Origin of the sequence: Flavobacterium sp. WG21 (assembly GCF_000335775.1) — a bacterium.
GTDB lineage: Bacteria > Bacteroidota > Bacteroidia > Flavobacteriales > Flavobacteriaceae > Flavobacterium > Flavobacterium tructae.
In genome coordinates this window covers 61,688-88,483 of the sequence record NZ_AMYW01000002.1, presented here as the reverse complement: position 1 = coordinate 88,483, position 26,796 = coordinate 61,688, and the positions used below count along the sequence as shown (strand labels likewise).

The 26,796-nt window shown below is 35.0% G+C and carries 18 protein-coding genes; 15 read left to right on the top strand and 3 right to left on the bottom strand.

What is annotated here, in order from left to right:
* The first annotated feature begins 210 nt into the window (after positions 1–210).
* The 3 genes from C245_RS0101900 (at position 211) to C245_RS22590 (ending at position 2,692) form a co-directional block, all read left to right on the top strand.
* The gene (locus tag C245_RS0101900) at positions 211–1,218 is read left to right on the top strand and encodes a 3-oxoacyl-ACP synthase III family protein (protein WP_017494896.1); all 1,008 of its coding nucleotides are present in this window, start codon (positions 211–213) and stop codon (positions 1,216–1,218) included.
* A 293-nt stretch (positions 1,219–1,511) separates the two neighbouring features.
* Entirely contained in the window at positions 1,512–2,183 is a 672-nt protein-coding gene (locus C245_RS0101895; protein WP_017494895.1) for a copper homeostasis protein CutC, read from the top strand.
* Positions 2,184–2,479: 296 nt separating this feature from the next.
* Positions 2,480–2,692, top strand: a complete 213-nt coding sequence (locus C245_RS22590; RefSeq protein WP_017494894.1) for a SymE family type I addiction module toxin — start codon at positions 2,480–2,482, stop codon at positions 2,690–2,692.
* Positions 2,693–2,812: 120 nt separating this feature from the next.
* Here C245_RS22590 and C245_RS0101885 read toward each other — a convergent pair whose 3' ends face one another.
* Together C245_RS0101885 and C245_RS0101880 are read right to left on the bottom strand one after the other, a co-directional pair.
* Positions 2,813–5,227: a TonB-dependent receptor domain-containing protein gene (locus C245_RS0101885; protein WP_026109808.1), complete on the bottom strand. Its 2,415-nt coding sequence runs from the start codon at positions 5,225–5,227 to the stop codon at positions 2,813–2,815.
* A 387-nt stretch (positions 5,228–5,614) separates the two neighbouring features.
* On the bottom strand, positions 5,615–8,029 hold the full coding sequence (locus tag C245_RS0101880) for an outer membrane beta-barrel family protein (protein WP_017494892.1): 2,415 nt from the start codon (positions 8,027–8,029) through the stop codon (positions 5,615–5,617).
* A 312-nt stretch (positions 8,030–8,341) separates the two neighbouring features.
* Here C245_RS0101880 and argS point away from each other — a divergent pair, with 312 nt between their 5' ends.
* Both argS and C245_RS0101865 read left to right on the top strand, forming a co-directional pair.
* Entirely contained in the window at positions 8,342–10,120 is a 1,779-nt protein-coding gene (argS, locus tag C245_RS0101870) for an arginine--tRNA ligase (protein WP_017494890.1), read from the top strand.
* Between the two features lie 401 nt (positions 10,121–10,521).
* Positions 10,522–11,232, top strand: a complete 711-nt coding sequence (locus tag C245_RS0101865; protein WP_123923463.1) for a hypothetical protein — start codon at positions 10,522–10,524, stop codon at positions 11,230–11,232.
* Positions 11,233–11,741: 509 nt separating this feature from the next.
* Here C245_RS0101865 and C245_RS0101860 read toward each other — a convergent pair.
* Complete coding sequence (locus C245_RS0101860; protein ID WP_017494888.1) at positions 11,742–12,644, bottom strand: DUF6607 family protein; 903 nt, start codon at positions 12,642–12,644, stop codon at positions 11,742–11,744.
* A gap of 104 nt (positions 12,645–12,748) precedes the next feature.
* Between C245_RS0101860 and C245_RS0101855 the strand changes: the two genes are divergently transcribed.
* The 10 genes from C245_RS0101855 to C245_RS0101810 all read left to right on the top strand — a co-directional run bounded on the left by C245_RS0101855 (position 12,749) and on the right by C245_RS0101810 (position 26,614).
* Positions 12,749–14,860, top strand: a complete 2,112-nt coding sequence (locus C245_RS0101855) for a TonB-dependent siderophore receptor (RefSeq protein ID WP_017494887.1) — start codon at positions 12,749–12,751, stop codon at positions 14,858–14,860.
* A gap of 20 nt (positions 14,861–14,880) precedes the next feature.
* Entirely contained in the window at positions 14,881–15,963 is a 1,083-nt protein-coding gene (locus C245_RS0101850) for an HmuY family protein (RefSeq protein ID WP_017494886.1), read from the top strand.
* Positions 15,964–16,255: 292 nt separating this feature from the next.
* Positions 16,256–17,740 carry an SGNH/GDSL hydrolase family protein gene (locus C245_RS0101845; RefSeq protein ID WP_017494885.1) on the top strand — a complete coding sequence of 495 codons (1,485 nt, stop codon included), beginning with the start codon at positions 16,256–16,258 and terminating at the stop codon, positions 17,738–17,740.
* Positions 17,741–17,822: 82 nt separating this feature from the next.
* Entirely contained in the window at positions 17,823–19,154 is a 1,332-nt protein-coding gene (locus C245_RS0101840; protein WP_232424316.1) for a GDSL-type esterase/lipase family protein, read from the top strand.
* A 1-nt stretch (position 19,155) separates the two neighbouring features.
* Positions 19,156–20,841, top strand: a complete 1,686-nt coding sequence (locus C245_RS0101835) for an MBOAT family protein (protein ID WP_017494883.1) — start codon at positions 19,156–19,158, stop codon at positions 20,839–20,841.
* 322 nt (positions 20,842–21,163) lie between these two features.
* Complete coding sequence (ffh, locus tag C245_RS0101830; RefSeq protein WP_017494882.1) at positions 21,164–22,516, top strand: signal recognition particle protein; 1,353 nt, start codon at positions 21,164–21,166, stop codon at positions 22,514–22,516.
* Between the two features lie 130 nt (positions 22,517–22,646).
* On the top strand, positions 22,647–23,531 hold the full coding sequence (locus tag C245_RS0101825) for a bifunctional 5,10-methylenetetrahydrofolate dehydrogenase/5,10-methenyltetrahydrofolate cyclohydrolase (protein ID WP_017494881.1): 885 nt from the start codon (positions 22,647–22,649) through the stop codon (positions 23,529–23,531).
* A gap of 638 nt (positions 23,532–24,169) precedes the next feature.
* The gene (locus C245_RS0101820) at positions 24,170–24,787 is read left to right on the top strand and encodes a hypothetical protein (RefSeq protein ID WP_017494880.1); all 618 of its coding nucleotides are present in this window, start codon (positions 24,170–24,172) and stop codon (positions 24,785–24,787) included.
* 8 nt (positions 24,788–24,795) lie between these two features.
* Positions 24,796–25,086, top strand: a complete 291-nt coding sequence (locus tag C245_RS0101815; RefSeq protein ID WP_017494879.1) for a transcriptional regulator — start codon at positions 24,796–24,798, stop codon at positions 25,084–25,086.
* A 142-nt stretch (positions 25,087–25,228) separates the two neighbouring features.
* Positions 25,229–26,614 carry a DUF4173 domain-containing protein gene (locus C245_RS0101810; protein ID WP_017494878.1) on the top strand — a complete coding sequence of 462 codons (1,386 nt, stop codon included), beginning with the start codon at positions 25,229–25,231 and terminating at the stop codon, positions 26,612–26,614.
* The last annotated feature ends 182 nt before the right edge of the window (positions 26,615–26,796 follow it).

Genomic DNA, 26,796 nt, shown 5'->3' with positions numbered 1-26,796 from the left:
CTTCAAACTTGTTACATTTTAGGTGTTATTTTTGATACTTTTCACATTTTTCAGGCAAAAAATGTTTTTTCAGAATATAAACTGTCAGAATCCTATTTATAATTAAAGTATATTGAATTGCCAATTACGAAAAAAACACTAATTTGGACGTTAATGTTTTAAAGTATACTTAAATTTGCATTACAATTTTTTAACAAATAATAAAACAATATGTATCATTCAAAAATAGCGGGCTTAGGATATTATGTCCCTTCAAATGTTGTGACCAACGATGATTTGTCTAAGATAATTGATACCAATGACGAATGGATTCAGGAGAGAACTGGAATTCAGGAGCGTAGACATATTATTCGTGGGGAAGATACCACAACTACAATGGGTGTAAAAGCAGCTAAAATTGCTATAGAACGTTCTGGCGTCGCCAAAGAAGATATTGATTTTGTAGTTTTTGCTACCTTAAGTCCGGATTATTATTTTCCAGGACCTGGAGTTTTGGTACAGCGTGATTTAGGATTACGTACCGTAGGAGCACTGGATGTTAGAAATCAATGTTCTGGTTTTGTTTATGCATTGTCGGTTGCCGATCAGTACATCAAAACCGGAATGTATAAAAATATTCTGGTAATTGGGTCAGAAGTACATTCGACAGGATTGGATATGACTACTCGTGGCCGTGGAGTTTCGGTAATTTTTGGAGATGGAGCAGGAGCGGCAGTTGTAAGCCGTGAAGAAGATTTGACAAAAGGAATCTTATCAACGCATTTGCATTCTGAAGGACAACATGCCGAAGAATTAGCTCTGCAGGCACCAGGAATGGGAGCACGCTGGGTAACCGATATTATAGCAGATAATGACCCTAACGATGAGAGTTATTATCCGTACATGAATGGACAGTTTGTATTTAAAAATGCTGTGGTTCGTTTTGCTGAAGTAATCAATGAAGGATTAGAAGCAAATGGTTTACAGGTTTCAGATATTGATATGTTGATTCCTCATCAGGCGAATTTAAGAATTTCACAATTCATTCAAAACAAATTCAAATTGAGTGACGATCAGGTACACAATAATATTCAGAAATACGGAAACACTACTGCAGCCTCTATTCCGATTGCTTTGACTGAAGCTTGGGAACAAGGAAAAATCAAATCAGGAGATACAGTTGTTTTGGCTGCTTTTGGTAGTGGTTTTACCTGGGCAAGTGCGATCATTAAGTGGTAAATTAATTCATCTTGCATTATATTTCATAGCCTGCTCCTTTTTAGAGCAGGTTTTTTTGTGCCTTGTATTGTCCGGCTGAGCGGATGAAGGTTTTGCAGTTTGTGAGCCTTCGACTTCGCTCAGGATGACACCCGGATCTATTTATAGCCTTTTACCTTCTACAATTACTGTCCGGCTGAGCGAAGCCGAAGCCTTTATCGTTGCTCTAACCTTTGATTTGCTTTGATCGTTCAGTTTTTAATTTATATTTTTGTTTGGCGTCATCAAGCTGGTGCCACTTTTAAATCAATCTAATGAAAAAAAATCAACTGGAGATAGCCTGTTTCAATTACGAATCGGCGATAATTGCGCAAGACAATGGAGCAGACAGAATCGAATTATGCGATGATATGCGACTTGGCGGGACAACGCCAAATCTGATAACAGCAGAAAGAGTTCGGGAAAAACTAACCATCAAAATGCACGTTATTATCCGGCCTCGTGGTGGTGATTTTGTTTATACGGAAGAAGAGTTTCTGGAGATGAAACAAGACATTAAACAATTGAAAGAACTTGGAGTTGATGGTTTTGTTTTCGGGATTTTAAATCAGGATGGCAGTATAAACAAAGAACAGAATCTGGAACTGGTGCAATTAGCCAGTCCGCTTTCCTGTACTTTCCATCGTGCTTTTGATGTTGTAAATTCGATAGAACAAGGATTGGAAAAGGTGATTGCATGTGGTTTTCAAACGATACTGACTTCAGGACGTGGAAAGAATGTTGAAGAAGGAATTTTTGATTTAGAAGTGATTCAGAAATTAGCGAATGACCGAATTGAAATTATGCCCGGAGGAGGTTTGCGCTCTTCAAACATTAAATTACTTCAGGAAAAATTGCAGCCTACTTCTTATCATTCGTCTGCGATTACAGATCAGACAGAAACGGCAAATCCTGAAGAAATAAAAGAATTGAAAAACTTCCTGTAAACGGAAGCTATAAAATAAAGGTCGGGTTTTAAAGGCAGGGTTACGTTCGGACAAATGTTATGTTTTTTAAAGCCACAGATTAGATAGATTAAAATGATTTTTTAAATAGTGTTTTTTTTGAAAGAAATATCTTATATTTGAAACGCGAATCAATATAAGAGAAATTTCATGATTAATTTATCAATTTTAAAAATCAAAGATAAAGCCTGGTGGAGAGCGGGTGCAAGTCCCGTGCTATACAAGTTCTCTTGTTGGTTCGCAGCATCGTCAGGCCTCTTTTTAAAAAACTCAATGTTATGCGAACCAACAAGAGACAAACAATCAGACGCCCGGATGTGCGTAGTCTGAAAATTCAACCCAAAATGAGATTTAATGAATACAGTCAGAAAAAAGTTCCTGAGATCAAACTCTGCGGAAACTGGATGCAGAAACTTGGCTTCGAATTTGGAGAAAGAGTAATTGTGACTTGTATGCCTAATCTGCTGATTATTCGACCGATCGAACAGTAAAATCGAAAGGGATCAATTAAGTTAATAGAAAATAGAATTCAACAAAAAAAGTCCGGAGTTTAAAAATTCCGGACTTTTTATTTTTAAATAAATAATTAAACTTTAGTGATGAATGCGGTATTAAAGAACTCCACCACTACTGCCAATATTGTTCTCTTCTCTATTTTTACGGTTCATACCGTTGATTTTTGCTCCTCCAAAATTGTAGGTCAGGCCTAAATAAACCGTTTGACTTTCCCAAGTGCTGAGCCCTGAGTGCGGGTAAGGATATTGTGTGTCAAAAGAATATTTCATCGTATCGAAAACATCATTAAAACGAAGGCTTATATTCATTTTATCGTTCAATAAAGTATAACGCGTGCCTATGTCCATTTTGTACATTTGGTGGCTGTTGCCCTGAAGACCGTCACTTGGCCCATTGTAAAGACCAAATAGTAAAAAGCTCATGCGTTTGTTGACTTTAAAATTAGAGCTTATTCTACTGGTTAAAGCAGAAACTGTAATTTTTCGATCGATTGGCGTTCCTGTGTTTGTGATTGGGTTTAATGAAAAAACAATTCCTCGCTGATTGATACTTGAGTAGTCAATCGATGGCGAGATATCCCACCATTTTGTGATTTTATAATTAAAAGAAGCTTCAAATCCATAAGCCGTATTATGATCAAAATTGGTATAAGATACGATTAGTTTATTGCCCACTGCCTCATTATAATCCGTATCTATGACTCTGCTGATCTGATCGTTGATACCTCTGGCATAAATTCCCAAATTTAAACTCCCTTTTTCTAAGGTCTTCGTGTAATTTATCTCTACAGAATTCGTGAACTGAGGTCTTAATTCAGGATTCCCCAATGTCGTTACCATTGGTGTCGAAAATTCACGAATAGGTCTTGTTTGTTCTAAACTCGGGCGATCTACGCGACGGCTGTAGCTCAATTGCAGGGTATTTTTTTCATTTAGATTATAAGTAAAATGAGCAGATGGATATAATGTGATATAATCGTCATTAAACTTATCCTGACCATGATTAAAACTGGCAGCTGCTTTGTAGCTTTCAAAACGCGCACCTAATTGATAACTGAATTTTTTGAATTTCTGACCGAATGTTACATAAGCCGAGTAGATATCTGTATCGTAAGTGTAATAGAGCAGCTGATCCTCGGTTGGGTTAGCTGGGTTTATACTGGTATAATCATTTGCTGATTTTGTGATTCTGGCTTCGGCACCTAGTTCGAGAGTTGTTTTTTCGTCCAACGGATTAACATAGTCCAGATTGACTGTATTTAGTTTACGATGACTTTTGTTTAAATCTGTATAATTTACATTTTTGACAGTGTTGTCAGGAGCGTTGTTTTGGGTGTCAAAATGGGCTTGTTGCGAGGCATTGTATTTGCTGAAGTTTCCTTCAATATCTAAGGTGTGGCCTTCTTTTTTAAAGAGATGTTTGTAAGCCAGATTGTAAGTTTCCATTTTTTGAGGGCCGAAGTATCTGGAATTTTGCAAGATGTTGCTGATTTCAGGATTATTGTTGTAGTTGATATTAGCGTCAACAAATACATCCTGATTGGATTTACTTTGATTCGTGTAAAAAGAAATAGTATTCTGCGCGTCAATGAAATAATCCATTCCGATTTTATACAGATGAGAGTCGGCAATCGATTTAAAGTCTATTTTTTGATAAAGATCCTGATCGAATCTTTGAAGAGAACTGTCGAAAAAATAGGTTCCTAAATTTTGACCGGCATTTCCATAAAAATTTACTTTTCCGTTTTTATAATTCAAATTCAGGGATTGATTGTGTTTGGTAGCTTCCCCAAAAGTGATTCCTCCGCTGTAACTTCCGTTAAAACCTATATTGGTATTTTTAAGTAAAACGATGTTGATGATTCCGGACATTCCTTCCGGATTGTATTTGGCACTTGGATTGGTGATCAGCTCAATTTTTTTAATAGAGGTTGACGGGATTTGTTTTAGCAATTGAGCCGGATCAATATTACTGGGTCTTCCGTCAATCAATACTCGGACATTATCATTTCCGCGAAGCGAAATCTTTCCGTTTTGATCTACATTGACAGATGGAATATTATTCATAATCTCAGAAGCTGTAGCTCCGGCAGTAGTCAGGTCTTTACCGACTGTGATTACTTTTCGATCCAGTTTTTGTTCAATGGTTGAGCGTTCGCTAATAACATTAACCCCTTTAAGTTGTGTTGCTTCTTCTTCAAGAGCAATTTTAATACTAGTCTCTTTTTGATTTTCACTTAAAACAACAGATCCCGTGTATTTCTTAAATCCGATATATTGAATTTCGATCGTGTAATTTTTTAAAGCCAGATTTTTAATGGTAAAATCTCCATTATCATCAGTGTTAACTCCTGAGACAATTTTTCCATTGTCTTTAAGTGAAACCATAGCATAAGAAATAGGGGCATGGTTTGATTTTTCGGTAACTTTTCCGGAAACAGTTCCGGAAGTTTGTGCCTGAAGAGTTGTCATTGTAGTCAGTAAGACTAGTAAGAGTAATTTTAATTTCATGAACATGTGATTGATTTGATTGATGATTGTTTCATTTTGAAATACTTCAAAATGTATCACTAGAGACCGTCTTTCCAATCCGATGTTACAGTAAAAATTAAAATCAAAATTGTCTTTTTTGTGATGTGCTGTTTTAGAGTAAATTAGTTTTTGAATTTTTGATAATTTTAACAATTTGTAGAGTTGAATTCCGGAAAGATTTTCATTTTCTTCAATAGAATTAGGAGGTAACACAGAATGCGTGTCTTATTATTATGGTAAGTATGGCAGGAATAAAAACAGCGATTCAATTTTAACTAAAGTTGCCAAATATCCATAAAAAAAGCCCGAAGTTGGCAAACTCCGGGCTTTTTAAAAAACTATTAAAATCGATTAGCAAAAGTTGGATTAGAACAATCCGCCTCCACCTTTATTGGTATTGTCTTCTCTTTGTTTACGTTGCAGGTTTTTGATTTTAGCACCTCCAAAGTTGTAAGTTAAACCTAGGTAAACCGTTTGGCTCTCCCATGTAAATTGCCCTGAGTGTGAATAAGGATACTGAGAATCAAAAGCGTATTTCATTGTATTGAACACATCGTTAAAACGTAAACTGATGTTCATTTTATTGTTTAACAAAGTATAACGGGATCCCATATCCATTTTATACATGGCATGGCTGTTATTTTGAAGACCTTCAACTTCACCTCTGTAAAATCCGAATAATAAAAAGCTTAAACGTTTGTTTACTTTGAAGTTAGAATTCATACGTCCGTTGAAAGCACCAACAGTAATTTTTCTTTCCAGAGGACTACTTTTTTGAGTTAGAGGATCGTATACAAACACAATACCTTGTTGGTTAATGCTTGAAAAGTCAATAGATGGTGAAATGTCCCACCATTTTGCAATTTTATAAGTGAACGAAGCTTCGAAACCATAAGAAGTATTACGGTCAAAGTTAGCATAGGTCAGGATTTGTTTGTTACCACTTGGATCTGTATCGTCCGGAAGTAAAACTCTGCTGATTTGGTCGTTGATGCTTCTCACAAAAACACCTGTAGTAAAGCTTCCTTTTTCGAAAGTTTTAGTATAATTTACTTCAACAGAATTCGTAAACTGAGGTCTTAATTCAGGATTTCCTAATGCTGTAATTAAAGGAGTAGAAAACTCACGAATAGGTTTTGTTTGTTCTAAACTCGGACGGTCTACACGACGGCTATAGCTAAACTGTAACGTGTTTTTCTCATTCAGATTGTAAGTCAAATATGCCGATGGGTATAACGTAATGTAATCGTCATTGAATTTGTCAAGACCATGATTTAAATTCGCAACCACTTTATAACTTTCGAAACGAGCTCCTAATTGATAACTGAATTTTTTGAACTTCTGTCCGAATGTTACATAAGCAGAATAAATATCAGTATCATAAGTATAATTAGAAACTGGAAGTGCTGCTAACGGATTTCCAGTGATATAATCGTTATCTGTTTTTGTAATTCTGGCTTCGGCACCTGCTTCAAGAGTCGTTTTGTCGTTTAATGGATTTACGTAATCAATGTTTAAAGTACTTAGTTTACGTGTACCGGCAATATAATCGTTATAAGACTGATTGTTTAAAGTATTGTCTTTCTTTCTTATTTGAGTATCAAAACCAGCATTTTGGGTTTCTTTATTGTCACTATAGTTTCCTTCAATATCTAAGGTATGACCTTCTTTTTTAAAGATGTGTTTGTAAGCTAAATTATAAGTTCCTACGTTATCCGGACCAGTATATTTTGATTTCTGTAGCATATTGTTAATATCAGAACTGCTTACATTGCTGTAATCAATATTGGTGTCTACAAAAAACTTACCGTTTGATTTATTCTGGTTGGTATAAAAAGAGATCGTATTGTGATCATTGATGAAATAATCCATCCCGATTTTATACAAGTAAGAATCATTTTCGTTCACAACATCAATTTTCTGACGAATGTCCTGATCGTATCTGTTGATGAAACCATCATTGTAATAAGTCCCAAAATTTTGTCCTACGTTTCCAAAGAAATTTACTTTTCCTGTCTTGTAGTTCAAATCTAAAGACTGATTGTACTTCGCTACTTCTCCAAAAGTAATTCCGCCACTGTAACTTCCGTTGAAACCGGTATTGGTGTTTTTGTGTAAGATGATGTTGATGATACCAGACATTCCTTCCGGATTGTACTTGGCACTTGGGTTGGTAATCAACTCAATTTTTTTGATTGACGTTGATGGAATTTGTTTCAACAACTGAGCAGGATCAATGTTTGAAGGTCTTCCGTCGATCAATACACGAACGTTATCATTTCCGCGAAGCGAAAGTTTTCCGTCCTGATCTACGTTTACAGATGGAATGTTGTTCATGATGTCAGAGGCAGAAGCACCGGCAGTAGTCAAATCTTTTCCGACAGTAATTACTTTTCGGTCAATTTTTTGCTCGATTGTCGAACGCTCACTTACAATGTTCACTCCTTTAAGCTGGGTAGCTTCTTCTTCAAGCGATACATTAATGGTCGCTGTTTTTTTGTTATCACTTAAAAGTAAAGAGCCTACATATTTTCGGAATCCAATATATTGAATTTCGATAGTATAACTTTTTAAAGCCAGATTTTTGATAGAGAAATCTCCGTGATCATCAGAATTAACTCCTGCGACTACTTTTCCGTTCTCTTTAACCGAGATGGTCGCGTAAGAAATAGGAGCGCTGTTTGATTTTTCAGTAATTTTTCCGGAAACACTTCCTGAATTCTGTGCATTTGCTGTTGTTATTACACCCAGTAATACGAACAGAAAGAATTTTAGTTTCATAATGTAATAATGATTTTTTGATGGATTGATGATGATTGTTTCTTGTTTTTGTTTTTTGTCTCCAAACTATTTTGAAGTCTCTATTAAGACTCGTTTGCTAAGGATATGTTACAGAAAAAAGTGAAAAAAAATATTTCTTTGGTGAGAACGTCTGTTTTATAACAGGTTAGCATTTTGGTTTTTGCATAATTTTAACACTTGAAGACATAATTTTTTTAAGAAATGAGAACTGTTTTATTCGATTTAATATGTTTTTGATTTTCTGTAATTGATGAATAAGCAGTATATTTGCACACTTTAAAATAAGTTTACATGTCATTATCACAAATTCTTACACCTTCTATACAAAAAGCAATACAAGCATTATTTGATGTTACTGTTGAGAAAATCGAATTTCAAACCACCCGAAAGGAATTTGAAGGCGATATCACAATGGTGATTTTTCCTTTATTGAAAGTGATCAAAAGTAATCCTGTCGAATTGGGAAATAAAATTGGAAATTATCTGGTAGAGAACGTTTCTGAAGTAGCGCGCTTTAATGTGGTTTCGGGATTTTTGAATATTGTCATTGCAGACAGTTATTATTTGAATTTCTTCAATGAAATAAAAGACAATACCAAGTTCGGATATGTAACACCAAATCCGGAAGATAAAGCAATCATGGTTGAATATTCTTCGCCAAACACCAATAAACCTTTACACTTAGGTCACGTACGTAACAATTTGTTAGGATATTCTGTAGCTGAAATTATCAAAGCATCAGGGAAAAAAGTATACAAAACACAGATTATCAACGATCGTGGAATTCATATTTGCAAATCGATGCTGGCCTGGCAGAAGTTTGGAAATGGTGAAACTCCCGAAAGTTCAAATTTAAAAGGAGATAAATTAGTAGGGAAGTACTATGTTGAGTTTGATAAAGCTTACAAGGCAGAGATCTCTCAGCTAATGGAAGCCGGAAAAACAGAGGAAGAAGCAAAAAAACAGTCTCCAATTATTATTGAAGCACAAGAGATGCTTAAAAAATGGGAGTCAGGAGATGAAGCGGTAATTTCGCTTTGGAAAATGATGAACCAATGGGTTTACGATGGTTTTGCTATCACTTATAAAAATCTGGGTGTTAATTTTGATAAATACTATTACGAGAGCAATACCTATTTATTAGGAAAAGATGTCGTTCAGGTAGGTTTGGACAAAGGGGTTTTTGAAAAAGATCCAGACGGTTCCGTTTGGATTGATCTTACTGATGAAGGTTTAGATCGTAAAATTGTTTTGCGTTCAGATGGAACTGCTGTATATATGACACAGGATATCGGAACAGCAATTCAACGTGTAAAAGACATGCCGGATGTGGGCGGAATGGTATATACAGTAGGTAACGAACAGGATTACCATTTTAAAGTACTGTTTCTTATTCTGAAAAAACTAGGTTTTGATTGGGCTTCAAGCTTGTATCATTTATCATACGGAATGGTTGATTTGCCTTCAGGAAAAATGAAAAGCCGTGAAGGAACCGTTGTAGATGCCGATGATTTGATGCAGGATATGACCGATACAGCGAAACAAATTTCTGAAGATTTAGGAAAACTGGACAGTTATTCAACCGAAGAAAAAGCCAAATTGTACCAAATCATTGGTCTTGGGGCATTGAAATATTATATCTTAAAAGTAGATCCAAAAAAACGTATTTTGTTTAATCCTGAAGAATCTGTTGATTTTGCCGGAAATACAGGGCCGTTTATTCAATACACTTATGCTAGAATCCAATCGATAATCCGTAAAGCTGATTTTGATTTTTCTGTAAAGACAAATACTGAAGAATTACACGAAAAAGAAAAAGAGTTGGTAAAACAAATTGAGCTTTTCCCGGAAGTAATTCAAAATGCGGCACACAATCATAGTCCGGCTTTGATTGCTAATTATACTTACGATTTGGTAAAAGAATATAATTCTTTTTATCAGTCGGTACACATATTAGGAGAAGTAGATTTAACTAAAAAAGTATTCAGAGTGCAGCTTTCGCAAAAAGTAGCTGAGGTTATCAAAGCCGCTTTTAGTTTGCTGGGAATCGAAGTTCCGGAGCGCATGTAATTGCTGTACAAAAGATAAAATACAAAGGGTCGATAATTATGAATGTAATTATCGACCCTTTTTTTTTGTCCACCAGAAATCAAAAAATCTATTGTTTTTCGAGAGTAGAAAGGGAAAGTTTCTAAAGAGTTACGATCGAAGAGAATTGTATTTTATTAGAAAATATAAGGTAATTAATACGAAAAACAGGTAAAGGTTTTTGGGGCGAATTTTCGTGTAAAAAACACAATTTAACATTTGTAAATCTCGTTTTTATAACTATGTTTACGGTAAGAAAATAATTTATAAAAAAAGTTGGTGAAATCAATAAATACAGGCTGTTAGCTAAAAATTTCCTGTTAAAATAATAATCGAGGAAGCCGAAAATCGCAAGAGTAGGCAAAAAATTAACCAAAAAACAAATGATTAAAAATTCCTTTTTACTACTAGTGTTTCTAGTAGTGTGTTGTTCTGCAAATGCGCAAGATTTGATTTCTCCTTCTTATGGATTTTCTCACAGTAAAACTGCTTACATTACTTTAGCTGATGGTACCGAAATAAATGGTACTATTAAAGATATCGACAGAGACAAAGGTTTAATTGAGTTCATCAAATTACAAGATGGAACGGGTAAAAAACACAAACTAAAACCGGAAGATATTAAATTCATGTACTTGCCACCAAGTGGATTGGATAATTTAGGGAAAAGATTAAATTTTCTTGAAGACTTTAAAAAATGGAATGACGATAAGTTAAACCAGGATTTCTTAAACCAAGGATACGCTTATTTTGAAACTGCTGATGTAAAAATCAAAAAAAGAAACAGTAAATTGTTAATGCAATTACTTAATCCATCATTCAGTAAAGAATTTAAAGTGTATTGTGATCCTTATGCAAAAGAAACAACTTCATTAGGAGTTGGAGGAGTTAAATTTATCGGAGGTGATGCAAAATCTTATTATGTTGCTAAAAAAGATTCTCCTGCATTTTTATTGAAGAAGAAAGATTATAAAAAAGAATTTGTGCCATTATGGGGAAGCTGTGAAAAAGTAATTGCTGCAAATCCGGAGCCTAAATGGACAGATTTAACAAAACATATTGTTTCTTATTCTGAGTGTACAGAAGCTAAATAATAGTTCATGTAAAACGTATTTTTTATACATAGCATAAATCAAAGGGCTGATAGTTATAAAACTATCAGCCCTTTTTGTTTTTTCTCGATTCTTATTATACGGTCTTGTATGATATAGTCAAAATACTGGATTTTAGTCTTCTAGAAAAAAGTAAAAAAATAGTCTGTTATTTGCTTGTGTGTTATAAAATAATATATTAATTTTCCTACTTTAATAAAGGAAGTACGACAGGGTACTAATATCCTTATTTACAGACTCTAATATCACTTCAAGAGTTTTTTTTAGCATTTCCGCGAGGAATATTCCAAAATATCTATCATAGAGATTAAAAATACCAACCTTTTATTAATTTTAATTTTATGCTGTTTTGAATTAGTAAGCTAATAGCCTAATTAAACATAGAAGGTAGTAGACCGTTTGAATTCATTTTCAGACGGTTTTTTTTATGCATAAAAAAGCCGATAGTGACAAACTATCGGCTTTTAGAATATAAGTAGAAAAAGAATTTCTTATTTTACGAACTTGTTGATTATTGCATCAGTTTCTGCTTTTGTAGCAGTTGGTTTCAAATCAAACAGAAGTGAGTAAAGTGCTTTTCTGTCTACTTTAGCTTCTAAGTTTAAGTCCTGGTGTCTGTCAAAAAGAGTTTGCCATTTGTCACGAACATTCTTCCAAAGGGCGTTGTTTTCTTTCCACCATTTTTGAGCAGCGATACATTTAATATCCGGAACTTTAGTGTAAACGTCCAGGCCTTTTTCTTGCGCTAATAAAACATCTTTTCCGCTGTCGTCACGTACCAATTTGTCATTGTCTTGCTCATGATTCCATCCTGTAGCTGTAATTTCGTGAATGTTTCTTCTTTTTAAAACATTATAGTCATTACGTTTGGTTTGTTCTCTTCTTGGAAGTGGTGCATCAGCAATGTTTGCCCAGTAGTTTTGTCCGTCTACGTGTACCCATGTCGAAGATCCTTCGTAACGTGGGCTATCGTCTACCTGAAATACTTTTTGTGTCCATTGGCCTTTTACTGCTTTTTTGTCCAGTTGTTTGTATTTCCATGAAGTTCCTTTATTAAAGGTATATAAATCAGTGTTTTCATACAACCAGTCTTGTCTCCAGTGTTTGATGATCATGTCGTCACTCACTATTAATAAGTGTTGCATTACAATTTTGTTAGGAGTGTCTTCTAATAATTCCACCCATTCTAATGCAGATTCGTGTTTTGTTTCTGATGGTTTATAAGTCGCCGAATCTTTAGCGTATTGAAAAGTTTCTGCGAAATTAAACTTCACTTCGTAGCAACCACACATAGATTTGATGGATTTGATGTCTTGTTGCTTTTTATCCTGACTGAAACCAAGGCTACAAGTCAAAGCCATAACAGCTGAAAAATAGAGGCTTTTTGAAATCATAATGTAATATTTTGTTTTTAAATTTTCGCAAATATATGTATTTAATTTAGAACAAATAAAAATAATTTATACATTTGCGCCATTATTAAGATTGAATAAAAATAATGAAAATCAAATTTATCTTTTTTGCAGCTTTTCTTTTTTGTCAAATATCTTTTGCACAAAAGAAAGATACCACGGCTGTAAATAAACTTTCTGAAGTGGTAGTTACCGGGCAGTTTGAACCACAGTCTATAAAAAAATCAGTGTTTAATGTTCGTGTGATTTCTAATCAGGACATACAAAATTTAGCAGCAAATAATTTAGCTGACGTTTTAAATCAATACTTAAATATAACTGTTAGACCTAGTGGAACAACCGGGCGCTCAACCGTTTCCTTGTTTGGATTAGATGCGCAATACTTTAAAATTTTAGTTGATAATATACCATTAGTCAATGAAGCGGGTTTAGGAAATAATACCGATTTGTCTCAGATTAACCTAAATGATGTGGATCATATTGAAATTGTAGAAGGTTCTATGGGAGTTAGCTACGGAGCCAATGCTGTAAGCGGAGTTCTTAATATTATAACTAAAAAATCATCTAAATATAAGTGGGATATTAATGCCGCAGTGCAAGAGGAGACCGTTGGAAAAGAATACGCTCTTTTTGATAAAGGACGCCATATTCAATCTTTACGTGTAGCGCATACTTTTAATGAGAACTGGTTTGTAAGTGTAGGAGCAAATAGAAATGATTTTCAAGGTTTTTTAAATGGTAAAAAGGGTAAGGATTACTTTCAAACTGATTTTATGCGAGGTTACAGTTGGTTGCCAAAAGATCAGTTAAACGGAAACGCAATGCTATCGTATCGAAAAGACGATTTTCGATTCTTCTATAAATTTGAGTACTTAGATGAAGATGTAGATTTTTATAATAGTACAGTGCAGTCTCTTTTTAATCCTACTTTGGGATCCTATCGTGCTGCTGATGATAAAAGATATTTTACCAACAGGTACTTTCATAATTTAAATGCAACCGGATCGCTGTTCTCACAATTAACGTATAATGTTTCTGTTACACATCAGAAGCAACAGCGAGAAATAGAGAATTTCACGTATTATTTGTTTACTAAAACTGAAGGGGCGAACGAGAAGAAGAAAGATCAGTCGATGGAAGTTCTTTCCTCTACAGGGACATTAAATAATTTTTTCTCAGACAAAAGTATTGATTTGCAGGTGGGATATGAATTTGTAAACAATAAAGGATTCGCACTTGTTCAAAAAAAGAATAATGTGATTGAATCGGTTTATAAAACGATAGAGAACTATGATTTTTTTGTTTCCTCAGAAATTATGGCTACCGATCGGTTTTCTATAAAACCGGGATTGAGATTTTCGGCACAGTCTAAATTTAAAAATCAATATGCTTCTTCAGTTGCATTAAGATATTTGTTTGATAAAGGAGTTGAGTTGAGGGGATCGTATGGTAACGGTTTTAGAACTCCAAATTTTGAGGAATTGTATGTGAATCAAATTTTCGATGGGCACTTTTTTGCGGGAAATGAAAACTTGATTCCGGAAACAAGTACTTCTTATGAAACAAGTGTTAAAAAGTTTACTTCTTTTCCTTCAGGACTACAAATATCAAATACAATTGGGGGAAGCTACCTGGATGTTAATGATAGAATTGACATGGTATTTATAGGAAACAATCCAAATACCGGTACGCCTGAAAATCAATACATCAATATTAGTAAATACAGAATGTGGAATTTTTCTACAACGAATCAGTTCAGATTAAATAGCTTGACGATTAATGTTGGAGCTGCATTGGTAGGAGTTTCGCAGCGATTAGACAATCAAAAAATTGTTTCAAACGATGATTTTCTCTATTCGTTTAATTTAAATGCAAGTGTGTCTTATAATATTCCAAAGTGGAAAACAATTATTTCGGGTTATTACAAGTACAACGGAAAAACGCAACAGTTTGAGGAAGGTGCGTCAGAATACGTGCTGTCTACTATCGCTGCCAGTAATTGGTTTGATGCATCAATCAGAAAGAATTTCTTCAAAGACAGATTTGAAGTAACGGTCGGAGCAAGAAACATTTTTAATGTAACCGATGTAAACCGAAGTAAAACAAGTGGAGGATCGGCACATGCAACATCTTCGAATTTAATGCTCGCATACGGACGTTCTTACTTTTTTAAATTAGCATATAATCTTAATCTTTAAATACTTAATACATAAATACAATGAAAAAACTTTTATTATTATCATTCGCTTTCTTATCACTTGCATCTTGCTCAAGTGACGACGATACTAAGGTCGAGATCCCGACCGTTGGAGCAACTTTACAACCGACAGTTGGAGGTCCTAATCAGCCAAATCAGGTTTACCTTGATTTAAGTGCTGCAGAATTTAAAGCAGTAAACAGAGAATCATGGGATTTCGGATTCTCATCAGGAGATGATTTTAGAGTTGTTTTGAACGGATCTGTTAAAATGGCTGTTAAAAAATTAGCTACATCAGATATTACAGTATCTCAAACAATCGACACCAATGTTTCAGTTGGAGCTGGTGAGAACCCTTCATCAAACGGATATGTTGATAATCCAACTGGTGTTTTAGCTGGTGCAGGAGCAGGAGTAGGAACTGCTATTGCTGAAGTTTCTGCAACAGATGCAGACAATAAAGTATATTTAGTGAATCTTGGATTTAAAGTTTCAACAGCAGTACCGGCAAAAGGTTCCGTTAGTGTTGATGGTGATTCAAGAGGATGGAAAAAAGTTAGAATTTTAAGAAGCGGTAATGGATACAAAATTCAATACGCTGATTTAACTTCTACTACATTTACAGAAAAAGTAATTTCTAAAGATGCTGATTTTAATTTTACATTTTTCAGTTTAGCGACAGGAAATACAGTTGCAGTTGAACCGCAAAAAGCAAAATGGGATTTAAACTTTACCGTATTTACCAACTATTTTAATATGGGTAGTGGTGATGTGACTTACGGTTTTTCTGACTTTATCACAACAAATGCAAAATCTGGAACTCAGGTTTATCAGGTTTTAGTTACGGCTGATGTAACTTATGCTGCTTTTGCTAAAGCAAATGTAGTAGAGTCAAATTTCACGCTTTCAAAAACAGACCAGAGAGTTATTGGTTCTAACTGGAGAAGTGGTGGTGGACCAACTACTCTACCAAGCATAAGAGCAGATCGTTTTTATGTGGTTAAAGATGCAGCCGGAAATTATTATAAAGTTAAATTCCTGGCGATGACCAATGAAGCAGGAATTAGAGGTTATGTTACTTTAGAGTACGCAATCCTTAAATAAGAAGAAGATAGAAAACCCGAAATAATTAATTTGTTCGGGTTTTTTTACATCTGTAGTCTATCACATTCAATTTATTTCAAATTTTAGTTAATCATTAACTTTATTTTTTTATTTTTTTTTGATCAAGAGGCTGGATTCGTTCAGCCTCTTTTTTTTGTATTATTTTAATGTTAAAAAGAACCTAGAAATTAATTGTTTAATTCTATCTTTGCCCGTACTTTTTTATAAGGAATTAGTAGGAATTTTGAAATGAAATTTTTAGTGAATCCTTTCTTCAAATTTATTATTACGAGTGAATACAAAATCTTATTTCTTTCAGTCTTTTGCCATTGTGGCACTGGCATTTATAGCTTTCATCGGGTTTAAGCAAATCTTGCCGGACAAGATCTTTTCGGATAGTAAAGTAGATTCTAAAAACGTACTAATCGATAATCTGCTTTTAGAGTCAGTCGCAAATGATTCTCTGGAACAGGGTGGAGACAGTCTGACCGAAGATGAGAAAAATGAAATGAGGGAAAAGATTGTTTTCGATGCTTCGGAAGGAATCGAATTTCCATCTGAAACTTTCGATAACTACAAAGGATACCAATACCTGATTTCTTTTTACGAAAAATTATACCAGCTGGAGAATAATCCGCAAGCCAAAGTCAGAATTGCCTATTATGGAGATTCCATGACCGATGGTGATTTAATTGTGCAGGATGTTCGCGCCAATTACCAGGAACGTTTTGGCGGAAGCGGAGTTGGTTTTGTGTCCATCAATTCAGAATCTGCGGCATCACGTGGTTCTGTAAAATCTTCGGCTTCCAAAAACTGGAAAATGCAATCGTATTTGAACGTAAAACATCCAACGAGTCCATTTGGAGTAAACGGGCATGTGTTTTTTGCTAATGATAAATCAAATACGACCTGGGTTCAGTACGAAGCAGGTTTAAACAAACACGCAACAACTTTAGATAGTCCGACTTTGTATTACGGCAGAGGGTCTAAAAAAGGTAATGTAAATTTCATTATCGGCAAAGATACCTTGCGAAAAAGCCTTGTACCAAACAATCTGATCAACACTCTAAAAGTAACTTCGGGAAGCATAAAAGGATTTAAAGCCAATTTTATTCATGCCGATTCTATTCCAATCTATGGTTTTAATTTTGATAGCGGAAACGGGGTTCATGTAGACAACTTCTCGCAAAGAGGGAACTCAGGTTTGCCAATTTCTACCTTTAATTCGAATGTTATGCAGGGGTTCAATAACAGTTTAAAGTACGACTTGGTTATTCTACATTACGGAACCAACGTTCTAAATTATGGGACCAAGAATTACAATTGGTACCAAAGAGGTATGACCAAAGCGGTGAATAAAATTAAAGAATCTTTTCCGGGAGTTTCGATCCTGATCATTTCGACAGCCGATAAATCTACCAAGTACGATTTAGAGATGAAAACCGATTCAGCAGTTGTTCCATTAATGAGAGCGCAAAAAAGATACGCTCTTGAAACCGAATCCGGATTTGTGAATTTGTACACCTTAATGGGAGGTGACGGATCAATGGTGAAATGGGTAGACGAATCTCCGGCCAGAGCCAATAAAGATTATACACACTTTAATCAGCGAGGGGCAAAAGCTATTGGTAAATTAGTATACGATCAATTGAACAAAGGTTACGAGCAATATAAAGTATTACGGGTAAACAGAGAGGCTGATACCAACAAACGGAAAGCAGCCAGGAAGACCAATACAGATTCCGTAGCGGTAAAAACAGATAGCGTAAATGAATAGATTAATTATCTTCTTTTGTTGTCTTTTTTTCTCAACAAACGATAAAATACCAAAGACAGATTCAATTCCAATTACAAAAAATATGATGCATAAAGCCGATACAGCCGCTGTTGATTCTTTTTCGGGAGACAGGATTTATAATGCAGAAGTCTTAGTGCCGTTTTTTTTGAAATTGAAGTCGAACGAAAGTCAAAATAGTCAAAAAATCAATATGGTCCATGTGGGAGATTCGCACATTCAGAGTGATTTAATGACCAATGAGATTAGGAAAAAACTACAGCAAAAGTTTGGTAATGGCGGCCGTGGGTTAGTTTTTCCGTATCAACTGGCTAAAACAAACGGCTCTTATAACGAGCGGTTTCGTTCCAACAGAGGCTGGGAAAGTTATCGAAACATTCATCCTGTCAAAAATGTTCCCGTTGGTTTAAGCGGAATTGCACTTTGGAGAGACAATGGCGGTTTTGCTGTTGAATTGAACGTTAAAGATGCTGCGTATAATTTCAATACTATTAAAATTATTACGCCTCAAAATCAGAACATGTTTGATTTAGCGATATCCTCTCAAACCAAAACGATTCAGTCTACAGAGCGAAAAGTAATTGCGCACAAAATTAAAAAAGGAGAAGCGATCTCGACAATTGCTGATAAATACAATGTTTCGGTAGCCGATATTAGAAGAGACAATCATCTGAAATCGAATAACATTCGTGCGGGAAGAACGCTTAAAATCCGAACAAACGAGACTAAGCCGAGAAATATTACGAGTTCAGAATTTGTTCCCCTAAATTTAGAATCGGATTCGTTTACTCATTATTACAACTCTGAAAAAACGTTGAGTCGTATTTTCCTGCTTCCCAATAAAGAAGCTTCAAAGTACGAATTGAGCGGAATCGTTTTAGAAAAAGATACACCCGGTTTAATTTATAGCAGCATTGGTGTAAATGGAGCCAAATTTTCAGATTATAATAAGTACCCGTTATTTTTTGAACAGCTAAAAGCATTACATAGCGATCTTATAGTTCTTTCGTTAGGAACAAACGAAAGCTACGATCATATGGAAGCTTCGGCGTATATAAAGGAATTGCGTGATTTTATAAAAAATGTGAAAGAACACAATAGTAAGGTTTCTATCATCGTGATGACTCCGCCTCCTTCATTACTCAAAGCAAGAAAACCTAATGTTTATATTCGCGATTACGCAAAAAGTATTATTGAAATAGCAAAGACAGATGGTTTTGCAGTTTGGGATTTATACGATGAATTGGGAGCGATGGAAGGAATTAGAGGTTTAAAGTCCTCTGGATTAATTGGCCCGGATTGGGTTCATTATTCTAAAAAAGGATATGAAAAACAAGGAAACTTGTTTGCAGAAGCATTTTTAAAAGCATACGATAATTTTAAATTAAAGAATTAAGTTGATTACAATAGATAGCATAAATAATTGGTTCATTCAGAATTTTGGAGCGATTACTCCAGAGCAGGTTCAAAGCTGGTTTATATATAATCCTGAAGAAAAATTACTGTTTAATACCGGTTTGTTCCTGGGGTTATTTCTGGTTTTTTATTTTGTGTATGCCTTTTTACGCAAAACATTTTATTTGAGATTAACATACGTTATCCTCTTTTCGCTTTTCTTTTATTATAAGTCAAGTGGAATTTACTTTTTACTCTTGTTGCTTTCGTCTGTTGTTGATTACGGACTGAGTCAGATCATTTACAGAGAAGCAAAAGACAGTACAAAGAAAATTTACCTGGTGATCAGTGTAATCCTGAACCTTGGATTGTTAGGGTATTTCAAATACATGAACTTCATGATTGTTACCTTCAATGATATGTTTCATGGAAATTATGAACTGCACGATATTTTTCTGCCGGTTGGAATTTCATTCTATACCTTTCAGTCGATGAGTTATATTATTGAAATCTACCGTGAAGAAATTAAACCAACCAAAAATTACATCGAATATTTGTTCTTCGTTTCGTTCTTCCCACAGTTGGTGGCAGGACCAATCGTTAGAGCAAAAGATTTTTTACCTCAGATTTATCAGAAATTAAACCTGACCAGAGAAGATGTAAACAACGCTTTGTTTTTGATTATTGGCGGATTGATTAAGAAAACGGTAATTTCAAATTACATCTCTATAAACTTCGTCGATCGTGTTTTTGATACCCCGATGAATTATACTTCGTTCGAAAATTTAATGGCATCTTATGGGTATGCCATTCAAATTTACTGCGATTTTTCAGGATATTCAGATATGGCAATCGGAATCGCTTTGCTGTTAGGATTCAAACTTCCGGCCAACTTTAGAACGCCTTATAAGTCAACTTCTATTACCGATTTCTGGAGAAGATGGCATATTTCACTATCGACCTGGCTGAAAGACTTTTTGTATATCTCGATCGGTGGAAATCGCGAAGGAACATTCGCAGGGTTTTTATTCCCAAGTTTATTTTTCTTCGGATTATTGCTTTGGGGAATTTCAAACATAAACGAAAGTTTCATTCCACTAGGGATTGCAATTGGGGCATTAGTGCTTTTCTGTCTGACCTTTTTACTTTCGAAAAAGAAAAACCAAACATTGGTGACCAATTTCAATTTGTTTACCACGATGCTTTTAGGAGGATTGTGGCACGGAGCCGGAGCACAGTTTATTGTTTGGGGAGCATTACACGGATTGGCATTAGCCGTTCATAAAATTTTCATGGAATTCTTCCCTCCCAAAAAAGAGGGCAAAGGTTCTGGATTTTTATGGAAATTCTTTTCGATCGTCATTACCTTCCACTTTGTTGTTTTCTGTTGGATATTTTTCCGTGCCAGAGATTTTGAAACAGCACTTCAGGTCATTAATAATATTGGTCAGTTAACTTTTGAGCCGGAACATTGGCAGGCAATCATAATAGGTTACAAAAATGTATTTTTATTGATGCTTTTCGGATACGTTTGGCACGTCTTGCCGGAAGCTATTACCTCTAAAATGAAATTAGTTTTTGATAAAACACCTCTGATTGGAAAAGCAATTATTCTGGGATTTACGTATTGGATAGTCTATGCAACAGCAGTTGCCGGTTCGCAGCCGTTTATTTACTTCCAGTTTTAATTAAGAAGGGGCAAAGGGACAGAGTTACAAAGGCGCAAAGGTTTATTCCTTGCGTCTTTTTTGTTTTCGCAGATTTAACAGATTAGGCAGATTCCTTTTTTAGATTATGTATGTAAAAAAATCGGCGATATCTGCTAAATCAGCAGGAAAAAATATTGGGACTTCGCATCTTTACAAGCAAAAAAAACCTAGCGAGCTTTGCGTAAAACTTTGCGCTCCTTGCGGTAAAATTAGCGTACACTTCAAGTTTAAATGTGATTAAATAAAAATTGCCTGAAATGCCTAATTAGATTATCTTTGCACTTCAAATAAAGAAAAAAGTATGTTTGATAATTTAAGTGATAAGTTAGATAAAGCCTTCCATATATTAAAAGGACACGGTAAAATTACAGAAGTAAACGTTGCCGATACTTTAAAAGAAGTTCGTCGTGCCTTACTTGATGCCGATGTTAACTTTAAAATTGCTAAAGATTTTACCACTAAAGTAAAAGAAAAAGCAATTGGTCAGGACGTTTTAACAACGCTTCAGCCGGGACAATTACTGGTGAAGTTAGTTAAAGACGAACTAACCGAATTGATGGGTGGTGATGTTGCCGGTGTTAATCTTTCCGGAAATCCTTCTGTTATTTTAATGTCAGGACTTCAGGGATCGGGAAAAACAACCTTCTCAGGGAAACTGGCCAATTTCTTAAAGACAAAGAAAAATAAAAAACCACTTTTAGTAGCGTGTGATATCTACCGTCCTGCGGCGATTAATCAGTTACATGTTGTGGGAGATCAAATAGGCGTTGAGGTTTATTCAGAGCCGGAAAATAAAAACCCTGTTGAAATTGCTCAAAACGCAATCAAACATGCAAAAGCTAACGGTTTTAACGTAGTGATTGTCGATACAGCCGGTCGTTTAGCAGTAGATCAGGAAATGATGGACGAAATTGCTCGTGTTCATAAAGCAATTCAGCCTCAGGAAACCTTGTTTGTTGTAGATTCTATGACAGGACAGGATGCTGTAAATACTGCAAAAGCCTTCAATGACATCCTGAATTTTGATGGAGTTATTTTAACAAAATTAGATGGTGATACACGTGGTGGAGCTGCAATTTCGATTAAATCGGTTGTAAACAAACCGATCAAATTTGTAGGTACGGGTGAGAAGATGGAAGCAATTGATGTTTTCTATCCGGATCGTATGGCTGAGCGTATCTTAGGTATGGGTGACGTTGTGTCGCTTGTAGAGAGAGCACAGGAGCAATTTGATGAAGAAGAAGCCAGAAAACTTCAAAAGAAAATTGCTAAAAACGAATTTGGTTTTGATGATTTCCTTACGCAAATTCAGCAAGTAAAGAAAATGGGTAACATGAAAGACTTGGTCGGAATGATACCGGGTGCTTCAAAAGCCATGAAAGACGTAGAGATAGAAGATGATGCTTTTAAACATATTGAGGCGATCATCCACTCGATGACCCCGATAGAAAGAAGTAAACCTTCGATAATCGACGTGAAAAGAAAAGCCAGAATCGCTAAAGGTTCCGGAACCAAAGTCGAGCAGGTAAATCAGTTAATGAAGCAGTTTGACCAAATGAGCAAGATGATGAAGATGATGCAGGGTCCGGGCGGAAAAAATCTGATGAAGATGATGGGCGGAATGAAAGGAATGCCAGGCGGAATGCCGAGATAAAATAAAAAAGTTTCAAGTTTAAGGTTTCAGGTTATGAAACTACAACTTGAAACTTTTTTGATTAATATAAATAGGTGTTTCGCTTTTAACGTGAAACCGGAAATTTTAAATCAGAAACTAAAATAAAACAATGCAACTACTAGACGGTAAAAAAACAGCTGAAGACATTAAAAACGAAATTGCAGCCGAAGTTCAATCGATAAAAGATGCCGGAGGGAAAGTACCTCATTTGGCAGCAGTAATCGTTGGAACTGACGGAGCAAGTTTAACTTACGTAGGAAGTAAAGTGAGATCTTGCCAGCAAATAGGCTTTGATTCGACTTTGGTGAGTTTACCCGAAACAATTACAGAAACAGAACTACTGGCAAAAATTAAAGAACTGAATGAAGACGATAATCTGGACGGATTTATTGTTCAGTTGCCTTTGCCAAAACACATCAGCGAACAAAAAATTCTAATGGCTATTGATCCCGACAAAGATGTTGACGGCTTTCATCCTGCGAATTTTGGAAAAATGGCTTTAGAGATGGACAGCTTTATTCCTGCAACACCATTTGGAATTATGCAGTTGTTAGAGCGTTACAATATTGAAACTGCAGGAAAACATACTGTTGTTATTGGCAGAAGTCATATCGTGGGCCGACCAATGAGTCTTTTAATGAGCCGTAAAGGAAATCCGGGAGATTCTACAGTTACGCTAACGCACAGCAGAACCCAAAACATTGAGGAGTATACCAGAAGTGCTGATATTATTATCACGGCATTAGGAGTGCCAAATTACTTAAAAGCCGACATGGTAAAAGATGGGGTGGTCGTAATTGACGTTGGAATTACAAGAGTTGAAGATGCTTCGCATCCAAAAGGTTATGTGATTACAGGAGACGTTGATTTCGACGGAGTAAGTAAAAAGTCATCATTTATTACGCCGGTCCCTGGTGGAGTGGGGCCAATGACCATTGCAATGTTGTTGAAAAATACACTTTTAGCAAGAAAGATGCGAAGCGCTAAGAATTAATAGTGTAGAAATAAATTTTAGATTAAAGCCTGTTCGAGAGAACGGGCTTTTTTTTGGATGGGGTGAAGTTAATGTTGGAATCTCAAGGTGTAGTCCCTACGGGACAAGACGAATCAGGTTAGTTGTTGTGTTACCTTTATTTGATTCCTATGGGATAAGCTCTTTCAAGAGTTTAATGTTAGTGTAGAAAAATGCTGTAATGGCTATTATGTTGTAATTACCTATTGTCTGCGATATAGACTCCGCTAGGAGTCACATATCTGCAGAAAAAAGTAAGTTATCTGTTGTTGTTAGCGTTTATTTATTCGCTACAATATAAACTCCGTTAGGAGTCACATTTTGGTAGAAAAAATAAGAAAAAATGTCCTATAGGGACTATCCATGTTTTATAAAGTTGGGATTTGGATTTTTTTTTAGAAAAGAACGAAAAAAAGACTCTGTGCATCTCTGTGCCAGCTTTGTGAGTCTTCGTGGGATTTTTTGGGTTCCGCAGAGGCTCACAGAGATTACACAAAGTAATACGATAAAAATCTTTATGAATCTTTGTGGGATCTCCGCGCATCTTTGCGAAATTTTTCCAAAAATTAGCTTGTCAATTCAAAATAAAACATAACTTTGTATCTCAAAGTACTTTATTTATGAATCAGAAGCACCAAGAAGATTTAGCCCATATTCGTTCCATGATGGAGCGCTCTTCAAGATTTATATCATTAAGCGGCCTTTCAGGAGTATTTGCGGGACTTTCGGCTTTAATTGGAGGACTATATGTTTACCAATTGTTTAAAGCAAACGGTCTCGAGTATTTTGGTGGAGATTATGGACAACAATATTCTGCTAATTTAGTTTCAGAGTTAGTGTTGACTGGTTTAATTATTTTGGCGGTAGCTTTTACGTTTGGTTTGCTTTTTACTGTTAGAAAAAGCAAAAAGTATGATTTGCCTATTTGGACATCGGCAACCAAAAACATGCTTTTTAATTTAACCATTCCATTATTGGCTGGAGGTATATTTTGTCTGGCACTAATTTATCATGAAGTTTATGGTTTAATTGCGCCGGCTACTTTAATTTTTTATGGACTGGCTTTGATAAACGCTGAAAAGTATACCTATTCTGATATTAAGTATTTGGGCTTTTGCGAATTAGTTTTAGGATTTATTTCTCTTTTTTTAATTGGATACGGTTTGATTTTTTGGATCATTGGATTTGGTATTTTGCATATCTTGTACGGATTAATAATGTTCAAAAAATATAAATAATCCATTCGATGGGAATTATTGATAAATTAAATAAAGATTTTGAAAGTCGTGTCAGATTGGGTATTATGTCCATTTTGATGGTCAACGAGTGGGTAGATTTTACTGAAATGAAAAATCTGCTGAATATTACGGACGGAAATCTGGCAAGTCATTCCTCAGCTCTTGAAAAGGCTGAATATATTGAAGTCAAGAAAGAGTTTGTTGGCAAGAAACCTAAAACATCTTACCAGGTAACTCCCAGAGGGCGTGCGGCTTTCAAAGAGCACCTTTCTTTTCTCGAAAAATTAATGAAATCGTAAGAGCTATATTTTTTTGTCTAATAACTTTGAAACACAAAGTACTTTTAAATTGTAATAATAAAATCGTCACGAAAATATTGCATAGAAAACCAATAAAAGGGACGATAAACTACTTGACTTCTAATACATAAATTCAACAACAATGAAAAAACACCAAGTTATCCCAGCCTGCAGTTTGATTTTTACGCTGCTTTTTTACCATGAATCAATGGGAGTAAACCTCGCCATTTTTGGACTATTGTTAATCGGCCTGATTTGTTATTTTTTTCAGGATAAGTTTACTGACCGATCTCATTTGATTTTGGTGGTTACGTCGGTCTTGTCGTGTATAGCTTTTGCCTGGTACGGAGATTTTCCTTCTTTTTTGGCACTTTCCATGTCTGTTTTGTTCCTGCATTTTAGAATACAGGATCCGGAACTGAAGATACTTCAGATTTTTCCGCTTGTATTTTTAAACGCTTTCGCCACGTTAGGACGTGTTTTTATGTTCAGCCAATGGCTTCCGGAAAGACAAATTCACAACAATTTTGCAAAGAAATTAGTCGCATACGTTATTATCCCATTCATTTTTCTGGTGGTATTTTTTACAGCCTATTCTTTTGGAAGTGAGCATTTCTCCTCCTTATTAACGGACTATACTTTAGATCTTGATATTTTCGAAGTACTTCTGATAGCGACTGTAGGATTTTACATTTCATTTAGTTTTTGGAATTATTGGGTTCCTGAAGTGTGCTACGAGAAAAATAAACTTTTAGACAATGAGTTTGATAATGTAATTGATATAAAGAATCAGCAAACATTTTCGTTTTTAGATCTGGATTTTGAAAGAAAAAGTGGGGAGATTACATTAATCTTATTAAATTTTATGCTTTTGGTTTTTATCATCACCTACAATTATGAGCAATTTTTCGAGGCTGTCGAGACTTCTAAACTTAGTTCAGCTACTCACGAAAGAGTAAATGCTGTAATTTTTTCAATAATTATGGCGGTTGGAGTGATACTGTTTTATTTTAAAGGAGGATTTAATTTTGATAAAAAAGCAGCTCGTCTAAAAAAGCTGGCTAAAGTATGGATTGTTTTAAATGGTGTGCTGATAGTGAGCACTATTATTAAAAACTCAGAATATGTCGCATTCTTTGGATTAACTTATAAAAGACTGGGGGTTTATGCTTTTCTAATTTTATCGGTAATTGGGCTGATTTTTACTTTCATAAAAATTACTAAACAAAAAACAAATGCTTATCTTTTTAACCAAATGGTCTGGTATTTTTACGGGACGATACTTTTATGCAGTTTTGTAAACTGGGGAAATCTAATTACAAACTACAATGTCTCGGTAAATAAAGGAATTGAGCCGTGGTTTTTAAGAAGCTTGCATTTTAATGATGAAAGTCGGAATGCTTACTTTTCAACAATAAATATTGTTGGGGAAGGGCAAGGTTATCTGGAAGAGAATCGTGTAGAAGACCACAAGGACGATCCTTTTCTTTCAAAAGCACTTTATTACGAATTTGTAGAAAAAAAGTAGTAAATATTTGCAAAAACCGTCCTATAGAATTTATATAGGGCGGTTTTTTAATAATTAATTAGTACTTTAAAGTTTTTCGTTTTAAAAATAAAGGATACTTTTGCAGCACTAAAAAAACTTCTCCAATGGACGATTATTATTCGTTAGTATTTAATTAAAGTAGCTTTTGAATTTCTTCAAAA